The organism is Limosilactobacillus ingluviei str. Autruche 4, assembly GCF_000312405.1.
GTDB classification, from domain to species: Bacteria; Bacillota; Bacilli; order Lactobacillales; family Lactobacillaceae; genus Limosilactobacillus; species Limosilactobacillus ingluviei.
The window spans coordinates 144,481-156,958 of the sequence record NZ_HE997174.1 but is presented as its reverse complement, the minus strand read 5'-3'; the positions used below and the strand labels follow the sequence as shown (position 1 = coordinate 156,958).

12 protein-coding genes are annotated in these 12,478 nt (G+C 53.6%); 4 read left to right on the top strand and 8 right to left on the bottom strand.

Annotation, left to right across the window (positions count from 1 at the left end; all coding sequences use genetic code 11):
• Nucleotides 1-7 precede the first annotated feature (7 nt).
• Nucleotides 8-823, top strand: a complete 816-nt coding sequence (locus BN54_RS06475) for a TIM barrel protein (RefSeq protein ID WP_019206362.1) — start codon at nucleotides 8-10, stop codon at nucleotides 821-823.
• Nucleotides 824-941: 118 nt separating this feature from the next.
• On the opposite strand, the gene ptsP is transcribed toward BN54_RS06475, so the two are convergent.
• On the bottom strand, nucleotides 942-2,663 hold the full coding sequence (ptsP, locus tag BN54_RS06470; RefSeq protein ID WP_019206361.1) for a phosphoenolpyruvate--protein phosphotransferase: 1,722 nt from the start codon (nucleotides 2,661-2,663) through the stop codon (nucleotides 942-944).
• 404 nt (nucleotides 2,664-3,067) lie between these two features.
• On the opposite strand from ptsP, the gene BN54_RS06465 reads away from it, so the two are divergent.
• On the top strand, nucleotides 3,068-4,423 hold the full coding sequence (locus BN54_RS06465) for an MFS transporter (protein WP_019206360.1): 1,356 nt from the start codon (nucleotides 3,068-3,070) through the stop codon (nucleotides 4,421-4,423).
• A gap of 62 nt (nucleotides 4,424-4,485) precedes the next feature.
• On the opposite strand, the gene BN54_RS06460 is transcribed toward BN54_RS06465, so the two are convergent.
• From BN54_RS06460 to BN54_RS06435, 7 genes are all read right to left on the bottom strand, one after another.
• Nucleotides 4,486-5,418, bottom strand: a complete 933-nt coding sequence (locus BN54_RS06460) for a DMT family transporter (protein WP_019206359.1) — start codon at nucleotides 5,416-5,418, stop codon at nucleotides 4,486-4,488.
• Nucleotides 5,419-5,553: 135 nt separating this feature from the next.
• A complete protein-coding gene (locus tag BN54_RS06455; RefSeq protein WP_019206358.1) occupies nucleotides 5,554-6,477 on the bottom strand; it encodes a DMT family transporter in 924 nt (307 codons plus the stop codon).
• A 109-nt stretch (nucleotides 6,478-6,586) separates the two neighbouring features.
• A complete protein-coding gene (locus BN54_RS10240) occupies nucleotides 6,587-6,763 on the bottom strand; it encodes a hypothetical protein (protein ID WP_155818317.1) in 177 nt (58 codons plus the stop codon).
• A 92-nt stretch (nucleotides 6,764-6,855) separates the two neighbouring features.
• Complete coding sequence (budA, locus tag BN54_RS06450; RefSeq protein WP_019206356.1) at nucleotides 6,856-7,566, bottom strand: acetolactate decarboxylase; 711 nt, start codon at nucleotides 7,564-7,566, stop codon at nucleotides 6,856-6,858.
• Between the two features lie 27 nt (nucleotides 7,567-7,593).
• Entirely contained in the window at nucleotides 7,594-9,267 is a 1,674-nt protein-coding gene (gene alsS / locus BN54_RS06445) for an acetolactate synthase AlsS (protein ID WP_019206355.1), read from the bottom strand.
• Between the two features lie 252 nt (nucleotides 9,268-9,519).
• A complete protein-coding gene (locus BN54_RS06440) occupies nucleotides 9,520-10,317 on the bottom strand; it encodes a Cof-type HAD-IIB family hydrolase (protein WP_019206354.1) in 798 nt (265 codons plus the stop codon).
• Nucleotides 10,318-10,319: 2 nt separating this feature from the next.
• Complete coding sequence (locus BN54_RS06435) at nucleotides 10,320-11,048, bottom strand: GntR family transcriptional regulator (RefSeq protein WP_019206353.1); 729 nt, start codon at nucleotides 11,046-11,048, stop codon at nucleotides 10,320-10,322.
• A gap of 158 nt (nucleotides 11,049-11,206) precedes the next feature.
• Between BN54_RS06435 and ybaK the strand changes: the two genes are divergently transcribed.
• Together ybaK and BN54_RS06425 are read left to right on the top strand one after the other, a co-directional pair.
• Nucleotides 11,207-11,707 carry a Cys-tRNA(Pro) deacylase gene (gene ybaK, locus BN54_RS06430; RefSeq protein ID WP_019206352.1) on the top strand — a complete coding sequence of 167 codons (501 nt, stop codon included), beginning with the start codon at nucleotides 11,207-11,209 and terminating at the stop codon, nucleotides 11,705-11,707.
• Nucleotides 11,707-12,435: a hypothetical protein gene (locus tag BN54_RS06425; RefSeq protein ID WP_019206351.1), complete on the top strand. Its 729-nt coding sequence runs from the start codon at nucleotides 11,707-11,709 to the stop codon at nucleotides 12,433-12,435. Before ybaK ends, BN54_RS06425 begins: the two co-directional genes overlap by 1 nt.
• Nucleotides 12,436-12,478 lie beyond the last annotated feature (43 nt).

Genomic DNA, 12,478 nt, shown 5'->3' with positions numbered 1-12,478 from the left:
TCTCACTATGTTTCCCATGCTCGGCCTAAAGGCCAGTTCTGACCCCCGGCAAATCATGGACCGGCTCAAGCACCAGCCAGCCGTCTTTGAATTTTTCACTGACCAGCCTGACTTTACCCCCAGCGGGCTGACCCACCTCAAGCAAATGATTGGCCAGGTGCAAAACCAGGGCATTTCCCAGATCGTCTTGCACCAGCCGATGAACTTCCAGGGCCACCACACGGAAGTGATCACCCCGCAGGACTCATTTCCGGCCCTGTACGACTTTGTCCATCGCACCGCGGTGACCTTGATTCAAGTTGCCAAGGAGACCGGCACCCAGGCCTTGATCCATGGTTCCTATGACGATCAACACGGCTTTGATGAAATGCTGGCCGCCTACCCCGACGTCGCGGCCGCACGCCAGGTCGGCTTTGACGTTCTGGATCGCTTGCAGGAATTTGGCGGTGAGCACGTGATGTTTGAAAATTCGATCTCGCCGGTCTTTTTCTACGGCGATCCGGCCGTCGAAGATGCCATCCTGGCCCACGGTTACCGCTTGGCCTATGATGTCTCCCACGCTTTTATCACTGTCCATGGTGATAACGACCGCTTGATCGCCAGCTTGGAGCATTTAAAAGAGCAAATTGTCCACTACCACCTGGTCGATTCAATGGGCCAGACCCACGACAGTCTGCCCTTGGGGGAAGGCCGGATTGCCTGGCCCCGGGTCCTGCCCCACCTCAACCCGGCGGCCACTGACATCTACGAAATTGATCTTAAGGACCAAGCCAACTGTGCCGAACAAGTCGCCAGCCACCAATACTTACAACAATTTATGTAGACGAAAAAATGGACCACGCAGCGTGGTCCATTTTTTGTGTGTGATTGATTGCTGCGCTGGTCAGAGTTGCCCCCGCGCAAATTTAAGCTGTGAAACTGCGCACTTCACTAAGCAGTTGTTAGCCTAATTCCTTTTCTACCAAGGCCTTGACCTCTTCGACCGTGGCACATTCGTTGATCGCTTTGTCGACCAGCTTAGCACATTCGGCCGTATCCAAGTCCTTCATCGTGCTCCGGGTCCGCAAAATCGACGTCGCACTCATGGAGTATTCGTCTAAGCCCATCCCCATCAGCAGTGGCAAAGCGTACTTGTCGCCGGCCATTTCACCACACATAGCGGCCTTGGCCCCGTGGCGGTGGGCTGAGTCGATCACGTGCTTGATCAGGCTCAAGAAGGCTGGGTTCAGTGGTTGGTAAAGGTAAGAAACCTTATCGTTGCCCCGGTCGGCGGCAAAGTTGTATTGGATCAAGTCGTTGGTCCCAATACTGAAGAAGTCGACTTCCTTGGCCAGGTTGTCGGCATTAACGGCCGCCAGCGGTACTTCGATCATCATCCCGAGTTGGACGTTCTTGCCGATCCCCGGGTGGCTGGCTTGCAGTTCCGTCAAGCATTCGTTGTAGATCGCCTTGGCGGCCCGCAGTTCCGCCACCGTCCCGATCATTGGGAACATGATCCCCAGTGGGCCAAATTCTGAGGCCCGAATCAAGGCCCGCAGTTGGGGCTTGAAGATGTCTGGCCGTTCCAAGCAGATCCGGATGGCCCGGTAACCCAAGAACGGATTTAATTCTTCCGGCAGTGGCAAGTAATCCAGCGGCTTGTCACCCCCGATGTCTAAGGTCCGGACGACCACTGGCTTGCCGTTCATCCCAACGACGGCCTTTTTGTAGGCTTCAAATTGTTCGTCTTCACTTGGCAAGTGGTCACTGCCCATGTACAGGAATTCGGAGCGGAAGAGGCCGACCCCATCGGCCCCTTGCTTGACCGCGTCGGCCACGTCATCCGGCGTCCCGATGTTGGCCGCAATTTCAAATTCCTTGCCGTCCTTGGAAACGGATGGGGCGTCGACTAACTTCGCCCATTGGGCCCGTTGCTTTTCAAAATCGGCGGCCTTTTGTTCGTATTCCTTAACCGTGGCGTCATCCGCGTCCACGATCACATCCCCGTTCAGCCCGTCGACAACGATCATTTGCCCATTTTGGGCCGTCGTCGTGATTGATTCTGAACCCACCACGGCTGGAATCCGCAAGGTCCGGGACATAATGGCAGCGTGGCTGGTCCGCCCGCCGAGGTCCGTAACAATCCCCTTGACGAACTGGGCATCCATCTGGGAGGTATCGGATGGGGTGATTTCCTTAGCCACAATTACCACCGGGTGGTCAATGCCGGCAATGTCTGGCAATTGCTTGCCTAACAGGTGGGCTAAGGCCCGCTTGGCCACGTCCTTGACGTCGGCCGCCCGTTCTTGCATGTATTGGTTGTCGACCATCGCAGCCAACATGTCGGCAAAGCCGGTCATTACCTTGTCGACCGCTGCTTCGGCCCCGGTGTGGTTTTCTTCAATATCCGTCTTAATTTGCCCCATCATTTCCGGGTCGGACAAGATGGCAATGTGGGCATCAAAGACTTCCAATTCTTCGTCGCCCAAGCGACCCTTGGCGTTTTCCTTGATCTTGCTTAATTCATCGATGGAAGCTTGAAAGGCCGCTTCCACCCGGGCGTATTCCGCCGCGGTATCTTCGACCTGCGTCGTTTCGTAGGTCAGATCTGGATCGACCAGCAGGTACGCTGGTGCAATCCCAAAGCCGTCACTAGCCGCAATTCCTTTTACATCCGTTGACATCTGGTAATTTCCTCCTCGTCTTGGCAAACGTTTAACATTGACCATTATAAAACGCTTCCAGCAAAATTGCCACCTTTTTTGAACCGGTTTCAAATAATTCTGGTTTTTCACATAAAAGTGGACGGCCCAACATTAAGCAAAAACCAACTTTTCTCAGAATTTGACCGGTCCAATAAAATTTTTAAATTCTGTTGACAGCGCTTACATAATATTTTAGGATAGCCATGTATTAAAAACTCCGGGTTTAATTTCGTTTTTAAAAGGTTATAATCGTTAAACTTTTTATTTATTCCCAATTTATTTCCAATTATGCAATTTATTCAACGGTTAGCCAATTTTGATGCGAAATAAAGCACGGAGGAGCATTTATTCCAGTTTTTTGTGCAGAAAGGACGCGTGTCAGTATGTTTAATTTCTTAAAGCCGTCCCCCGATGCGAAAGTACCTGTTCCCGCCGACAAAGTCGAAGGGGTCTACAAACGCAAGCAAACCGGGGTCTTGATTGCCACTTGTATCTCTTATCTGGCCTACTACATCATTCGTTTGATCTTTACCACCGAACAAAAGCCGATTATGAAGGAATACGGCTTCTCCGTGGGGCAAATCGGGCTGATTCTTTCCTGTTTTGGGGTCGGCTACGGGATCGCCAAGCTCTTTATGGGCGGTTGGGTGGATAAGTCCAACACCAAGAATTTCTTGGCCTTTGGGCTCTACCTCTCCTGTATCTTTAACGCCTTTTTGGGCTTTACCAAGAACTTCTACGTCATCTTATTCTTAATGCTCTTTATTTCCTTTACCCAAGCGATGGGAGCGCCGGCTTGCCAGCGGGAAATCAGCCTCTGGTTCTCCAAAAAGCACCGCGGGGTCGTCTTTGCCGTGTGGGCCTCTGCCCACAACGCCGGGGCCTTTGCCTGCGTGGCCTGCATCCAGTTAGCCACCCTCTTGTTCTCCGGTTCCTTGACGATGGTCTTTATCACCGCTTCCGTGATTTCGGCCATTATCGCCACTCTGATGTTGCTGATCAATTCCGAACGGCCCGAAAGTGAAGGGCTGCCGAACATGGCGGAATACTCCGGTCACGTTGAATTAAACGAAAAGGGCGAATCAACCGCCCAAGAACTGTCCGACAAGTCCTTTGCCGACATTCTTTTCCACGATATCTTAACCAACAAGGTCGTCTGGGCCGTCACCTTGACTTCAATGTCCATTTACATTGTTCGCTACGGGGTCATGTCTTGGATCCCTTCCTACTTGCCAACCAAGGGCTTCTCGGTCGAATGGGCCAAGTGGCTGGTCGGGATCTTTGAATTGTCCGCCGTACCAGGGGTCATCATCTTAGGCTTGGTCTCCGACCTGTTGAAGGGGCGGCGGTCCTTTGTCTGCTTCCTGTGCGTGATTGCGATGATTTTGTGCTTGGTAACCTACTTTACCAGCACCAGCAAGGCCTTGATCACGGTCGTTCTCTTTATCATGGGGAGTTTGATCTACGCCCCGCTGTCTTTGGTCGGGTTGATGGTCAATGAAGCCGTGCCAAACTACGCGGTCGGCATGTCGACCGGGTTTATGGGCTTCTTCCAGTACGTCTTTGGGGAAACGATGGCTACAGCCTTGATCGGGATGCTGGTCGACAAGTTCGGCTGGGGCGCTTCATCGACGGTGATCTACATTGCCGCCGGGGTCGCCTTCCTCTTACTGGTTTACCTCGTCTTTAAGGAACGGGCCATCATGAAGATGGAAGATCAAGTTAACCAAACCAAGTAACGTCCAGGCAAATAATTAATGAACCTGAAACGGGCCGCTCCGATTGGGGCGGCCCGTTTTGGTTAAGATTTCACCACCCGCTTGTGGTGCTTAAACTTAATGAAGGGGTTACGTTTAATTGGAATAGCCTGCAAGAAGGTTGTCGCTAAGATCAACAGCGAGCCGACCACCATCGCCGAAGACAGGTGGGTCCCCAGCAACGTCACTGCCAAGACCGTCGCAATCAAGGGTTCAAACGCCCCTAAGATCCCCGCAGCCGTGGGATTGATGAAGTTCAAACTGCCTAAAAACATCGTGTACGCCGCCATCGTCCCAAAGAAAATGACGTAGGCGACCAACAGCCAATCACCCCCGCTCAAGTGCGGGACCGGCCGTAACAACAATTCCGGCAACATAACCAGTCCACCTAGCAACATCGCCAGTCCACAGACGGCAAAGGTATCAAAGTGTTGGAGCAACTTCACCGGCAACAAAGTGTACAGCGCCGCGGCCAAGGCACACCACAAGCCCCAAAACAGGGCCAAGGGCGTGAGGGTCAACGTCCCCAGGTGCCCGCCCGTCACCAGCAAAAAAGTGCCCAAGACCGCCAAGGCCACCGACAGGTTATCAATCCGGCGCGGCCACTTCCGGGTACTGAGCGCGACCCACGCGATGATGATGACCGGCTGGAGATATTGGATCACCGTTGCCGTGGGAGCGTTACTATACCGGACCGCTAAAAAATAAGTCAATTGGGAATTGAGGGTCCCAAACAAAGCAAAGGCGATCAATTGCCACCGGGCCCAACGCTGGGTCACCAAGCCCTTGACGGCGCCCGGATTTTTCAACCAACTGACTAGCGTCAAAACCAGGCCCGCGCCCAGCAAGCGGACCGCCACCAGCCAGGTGGTCGTCATCGGGGTGTCATGAAATAAGTATTGGGCTGCCGCGCCCGAGCCACCCCAAAATGAAGCCCCGACTCCCGCTAGCAACAGCCCCCGCGTGCGTTTTGTCATTACCAGTTTCCTCTTACTCTCGCAAAGTTGTCACTACTCTAACGCACGTCCTGGTGGCTTGCAACCACCAATTTTAAATTTTGGCAAAAAAGACCGGCGCGCCACGGGAAAGGGCAGTGGCGCACCGGCAAACTGTTAATGATGGTGCTTGGTCCGCAAGCGCCCAAAGGGGTTTAAATCCACCGGCAGAGCTTGGAGGAAGGTCGTCGCTAAAATCAACAGCGAACCGACCACCATCGCCGGCGTCAAGCGGGTGCCGAGCAGGCCAACCGCCAAAACGGTCGCCAGCAGTGGTTCAAAGGCGCCCAAAATCCCCGTCGCGGTGGGCGAAATGTAATTTAAACTGGCCAAGACCATCGTATAGGCCAGCAGGGTCCCAAAAATGACCACGTAGGCCACCATCAGCCAGGCAAACCAGGTCAGGTGGGGCCAGGGCGTCAAAAATAATTCCGGCAGCATCAAAATCCCGCCGACCAACATTGCCAAGCCCGAGACCGCCAGGGTGTCAAAGTGTTGCAGAAGCCGGACCGGCAAGAGGGTACACAAAGCCGCGGCGACCGCGCACAACAGCCCCCAAAACAGCGCTAAGGGCGTGAGGGTCAATGAGCCCGGGTGCCCATCGGTAATCAATAAAAAGGTCCCGAGCAAGGCCAACAGCACCGAAAAATTGTCAATCCGCCGCGGCCACTTGCGACTGGCTAGGGCCACCCAGATGATAATCAAGACCGGTTGGAGATATTGCAGGACCGTGGCGGTCGCGGCATTGCTGGCTTTGACCGCCAAAAAGTAGGCCAACTGGGAAAATAGGGTCCCCAACACGCTGTACCCCAAGAGGTGCCACCAGGCCCACCGGTAGCGGGTCAATTCCCTTAAGTGGGTCGGGTTGCGGTGCCAGCTGACCGCCGTCAAAATCCCCCCGGCTACCAGGAGCCGGACGGCGACCAGCCAGGCGGTGGTAACCGGCGTTTGTTCAAATAAATACTGGGCCGCCGCCCCCGACGCGCCCCATAACGCGGCCCCACCCGCGGCCAACCAAATTCCTCGTGCTTGCTTGCTCATTATGAACTCTCCCCCTAAACGCTTTCAAACCTTCTTACTTTAACTTAGTCCAGAGCGGAAAGCAAGAGAAACTAAAAAGCGAAGCCGCATTCTGCCCCGCCAATGCTGATTAACCGAAATAAGGGTTGCCAACCAACCAGCTGGCCACGCCGCCAAGCAAGACGATCAGCCCAAACCAGCCCCAACTGGTGGCGGGCCGATGGCGCAACCGTCGCAAGCAGTAGCCCCCTAAACTAATGATGCCAATCAAGACCAGCCAATTGCCAACTAACATTAACCGCAACATTTCCTTGCGCTTCCTTTCTAGTTCAACCAAGGTGACGCGATCATTATCGCCCCCCTGAGCAAAATGCAAGGTCCGCGGCAAAAAACGCGCGGCTAGCCTTCCGCCGCGTGAATTCCAGCTTTTAAGCTGGCTAAGTCCACCTTCCCCTGCCGGAAGGCTTGATCGTGAATCGGCAAATGCTGTTCTAAGCTATCAAAAATTTCCAATTCACCGGTTAATTCCCCACCGGTAAATTCTAAGACGTGCCCCGCAAACTGTCGGTCATCACTAATAAAGTGCAAATGCCAGCCAGCTGCCGTCACCGTCCCAAAAATATCTGGGGCATAATACCCCAACAAGGTCCCGCTAACGTGAGTTTGTTCAAAGACGGGTTGGTGCTTGGCAACTTCCAGCAGGCTCGGGTACGGCTGCGTTTGCTTGGGAGCGATCCGCACCTTAACGTGGTCAAACTCACCACTCACCCGGACGTAGGCAAACACGTTTGCCAATTGGTACTTAGTGGTTAATGCCGTTTGCAATGCCGCTTTTGACGTCGCGGTCACCGTCACTGCCTGCTGATCATTTCCCGGGAAATGAACCGAAGCAAAGGGGAGCATCACGTTCGGATCCGTCACATGGTTGACGCGACCAGTTGCGTCAGCCTGGTAGACTTCTCCGTCTAAGATCACCACTTCACCATCAACCCCATCAAAGGTCCCTAACCCCGTGGAACCGTGGGTCAAGAGTTCTTTTAAGGAGAGTGTCCCCGCTAAATTACCGGCCATTAAAGCCGCCAGCGTGCCGTGTTCATACAACGTTGTCATTTAAGTGCCTTCTTTCTATTAACTGGACTAACCCAGTTGCGAATCAATCAATTGTTGGGCCAGGGCTTGATTACCACTATAATCCACCGGTACATCCACCACGACCGGACCGTCAGTCGCAAAGGCTTGGGCCAAAACGGCATCTAATTGATCCGGACTTTGGACTCGCAGGCCCGTTGCTCCGGTGCTTTCAGCAAACTTCACGATGTCTAAATCCCCAAACTTGGTTCCGGCAGCTTGCCCATACTTCAACTCCTCTTGGAAGCGCACCATATCGTAGTTACCACCGTCATTCCACACAATCGTGACCAGATTGAGCTGGTGTTGCACCGCCGTCGTCAATTCGGCGCCAGAGTATAAGAAACCGCCGTCACCACACACGGCCACCGCCTTTTGTTCGGGATGCAGCATTGCCGCCACCATTGCCCATGGTAAGGCCACTCCTAAGGTCTGCATCCCGTTACTAAAGAGCAGATGACGGGCTTGATAGCTACGGAAATGCCGGGCCATCCAGATGTAGTGGCTCCCCACGTCCACCGACACAATCATGTCATCACTGACTTGCTTTTGCAAGGCTTGCACCACCGCCAAGGGGTGACTGACCGCCTGATTCGTTGGCGCCACTGCAGCTTGGTCCGCTTCTAATTCCGCCTTTAACGCTACCAACTGCGCCTTGGCCGCGGCTGGGTAAACAAAATCCGGCAACTCACTGGTTAACAAGGTTAAGGTTTGCGCAATCTCCCCAATTAATTGGGCAACCGGTGCAAAGTAGTTATCAATTTGGGCCGGAATCGTATCCAGATTTACGATCGTGGCATTCTTGGCCGCATTCCAGTTCCGGGGTTCATATTCAATTGCGTCGTAACCAATCGTAACGACTAAATCGCTTTGCCGCAAAAGCCGGTCCCCGACTTGATTGCGGAACAGGCCAATCCGCCCAAAGTAAGACGTCGGAGCCAGTTCCCGCGTCACGACTCCCGCTGCTTGGAAGGTTTCCACGACCGGCAACCCCGTTTGCGCCAACAGCGCGTGCAACGCCGCGGCTTCTTTCGGGGCCGATCCCCGAAGGCCGACTAGTAAAACCGGGAACTGAGCGGCCTTGATTCGTTTGGCCACCGCCTTGATTGCCGCCAAAGGAGCTGGTCCCGCTTGCGCTGGTTGGTAAACTGGCAAGCCCGCATCGGTCAATGGCGCATCATCAATGTCTTGCGGCACACTGACAAAGGCTGCCCCATGCTTGGCCCCCTGACTGGCCGCAAAAGCGTTGGCCAAGGTTTCTTCAATGTTGGCCGGATCCTGAATTTCAGCACTGTAATTAGTGATTGGCGCCATTAATTGGACCGAAGGGGTACTTTGGTGGGTTTGGCGTTGCAAATCCTTGCGTTGCACTTGGCCGCCGATCGCTAAAACAGCATCCCCTTCAGCTTGGGCCGTCATTAACCCCGTGGCAAGATTCCCGACTCCTGGACCTGAAGTCGCTACTACGACCCCAGTCTTATCGGTCAAGCGTGCATAGGCTTGGGCCATGAAGGCCGCATTTTGCTCGTGCCGGGTAACAATCAGTTCCGGTGCCCCGGGTTCATGCTCTAATTTTTCAAACAAGCGGTCAATCTTGGCCCCCGGAATCCCGAATACCTTATCCACCCCGTGTTGCTTTAGACTGGCGACAATCGCGTCCGCCCCAAATCGTGGTTGTGTCATCATCAATTCCTTCTCTCTGTGGACCTTTCAGTTTGTGAAAAGATCCAGTGATTTTAACGATGCCTATTGTAATTCACAAAGCTAGTTCTGACCATTTTGCTTAGTTCATCACATTTTGATAAACGTTTTCCAAGAAGGTTGTGAAAACAAATCCGGTGCCGTTGTGGTCGCAAAAATTTCACAAATGATTGACTTTTAGTGAAGCACCGCGCAAAAAAAGCGCCCGTGCCCTCAGCACCGACGCCCATTGTTTTAGTTTTGAGCCAACATCTTTTCAATCGCCACCAAGACCCCGTTTTCATCATTGGACCGGGTTTGGTATTTGGCAGCTTGCTTGACGGCATCAATTCCGTTGGCCATCGCGTAGCTTTCGCCAGCCAATTGTAACATCGTCAGGTCGTTTTGCCCGTCCCCAAAGGCCATTAATTCGGCCGGCTCAAGCTGGTGGTGGGCTAAGTAGTGCTTCAAACCTGCGGCTTTATCCATCCCGGCCACAATCAGGTCCAAATTACCATAGCCACTGGAGACCGCCGTCAGTTGACCAGCGTAATCATGGTTGATCTGGTCCATTAGCGGCTGGGTCAACTCCCCGGGTACGTCCAGCATGATTTTGACGATCGGGTCGACCACTTCGGCCAAACTGGTCACTTCCTTGACCCCCGGGTAGTGCCGCTCGGCAATTGTCCGAAAGGCCGCCGGTAATTTGCCCAGCGCATAGGCCTGGTGCCGCCCCGACAGAATAATGCGGCTCCCCTTGATGGGGGCAATTTCGGCCACGATCCCCGTCACGGCTGCCGGCGCAATCTGCCCCACGAAGACGTCTTGGCCGCCTTCAACCAGCTCAACGCCGTTTTCGGCCACGTACACCAATTCATCTTTGACCGGCGCAAAAGTCTTTTGGAGCTGATAGACCGGATTGCCACTAGCGACAATAAAGGCAATTCCCCGCCGCTTTAATTCCGCGTAAACGGTCAAAAAACGGGCTTGATCATAAGTGCTTTGGGAGTTTAAAAAGGTCCCGTCCATATCGGTCGCAATTGCTTTGATCATAACTATTCCTTTCCGAGGCTGACGAAGGTATTATAGCGCATGTATTGATAATGTACTCGCATATACGATACTTCAAAGGGGGTCCCGTCGTCGAGGAAAAAGACCCCTTCCATCACCCCGACCGGCTCCGTTGGGGTGAGGTTCAATTCCTTTTGATCGTTGGCACTCGATGGTTCCACGGTCAGGGTCATAAAGGAGCGGGTGACCGTTTTGCCCTTGGCTTCTTCCAAGTAGTTGAAAATGGACTTTTCCGCCACGGCCGGTGAGAGGGTCGGGATGATTTTAATCGGAATAAAGCCCGTTTCAATCATAAAGGGTTGGTCGTCGATCAACCGCAAGCGTTCAATCTTGTACACAAAATCATCCGGACTCAAAAAGAGGTCCTGAGCCAATTCGGCGCTGGCCGGAATGACTTGGTAGTTGATCAGCTTAATGCTTTGCTTTTTGCCATCGAGTTGAAAACTGTCAGTAATTCCCAGGTTGCTGCCTTCATAACGAAACATCGCCCGGTTCTTTAAGTACAAGGGGTTGATAAAGGTGCCAGCCCCCCGCTTTTTGAAGATAATCCCTTGTTGGACCAAGACATCCAAGGCCCGCTTAATCGAACTCCGACTGACGTGGTAATTTTCTGACAGGCTCCGTTCATCCGGTAATCGCATCCCCGGATAAGCGTCTTGTAAGATTTTTTCTTTGATGTCGCGCATTACCGAGCGGTACACTAGATCTGCCATTCCAATTTAGTCCTCAGCTTTCTTTGATTACGGTTCACTTTCCCGCGCTTTGCGTTTAACATTACTAGTATAGCAAAAATTTGCCAACTGGATACGCGTTTTCTAAAGATTGGACCGTTCCAGTACTGAAAAATCTGCACAAAAAGGAGGCCAATTTCATGGCAAAGAAAAAAGCCCGGCTGAAAAAGACCCAGGTCGAACAAATCCTGGATAAACATAAGATTCCCTACCGCCAAATTGAATTCCCGACCGTCCAAGATGGCGACGTTCGCAGCATGAAAGTCGATCACCTCGGCATTGACGAACACCGTATCTACAAGACCCTGGTCTTAGAAGGCCCGACGACTGGTCCCGTGGTCGGCGTGGTCCCGATCGATACCCACCTAGATGAAAAAGCCCTGGCCCGGGTGTCAGGCAATAAAAAGGTCGAGATGGTGCCCCTCAAGAAGTTGGTCAAGACCACCGGCTACGTCCACGGCGCCAACACCCCGGTCGGGATCTACGAAAAACACCACTACCCGATCTACATTGACCAGGCCGCCCAAGCTGAAGCAACGATCTTCGTCTCCTCCGGGCAAATCGGCCGGTCCGTTGAGGTTAATGCCACCGATTTAGCGCAGTTGGTCGATGCCACCTTCGCGGACCTCCAACAAAAATAATGACTTACTTACAAACCATGGCCATTTTCACCGGCTTGGCGTTGGGGCTACCCGGGCTGCTCGGCGCATTAGTGGTGGTCATCAGCCACCAAAATAAGCTGCTTAGTGTGCAGCTGGGGGGTTTTGGGGCCCAAATTCTGGGCGGCGGCCTGGGGATCATCCTCCATGAGCTCAGCCACTTACTGGTCGCCGTCTTGTTCGGCCACCGGATTACCAAGGTTGCCCTGCTGCGCATCCCCAACCGGCAAGACCCGACCGACCAAAGCCTCGGCTATGTCAACCACGCTTGGAACCCCCACAGCCTTTACCAGCAAGCCGGCAACGTCTTTATCGGCTTAGCGCCCGTCTTGATCTGTCCGATCGTGATGCTTTTGACCACCAAATGGTTGGTGCCGGTAAGCTACGCCACCCTCTTGGGCGACCTGACCAGCGGGGCCAGTGATCCCCTAGGCCGGGTCGTGGTATGGTTGTTGTTAATGATCAACATTGCCATCGGCGGCTTTGACGTCTCACCAGCCGATCTCACCAACGCCCGGACGGGGCTAGTGGCTTTAGCCGGTTGTGTGGTCATTTTTAGTGGCGTCCTCGCCCTCTTTAGTGATCCCACAACGCTTGCGGCCCAGCTGTGGACCTTGTTGCAACCTTGGTACCGGACCTTCGTCTTTGCCGGTGCGGTTAACCTGCTCGTCTACTTTGCCCTCCGTTGTTTGCGCCACGCCTTACGTTGACGCCCCCTGGGCAAACGCCTACAATAAACGTATTCTTTGATTT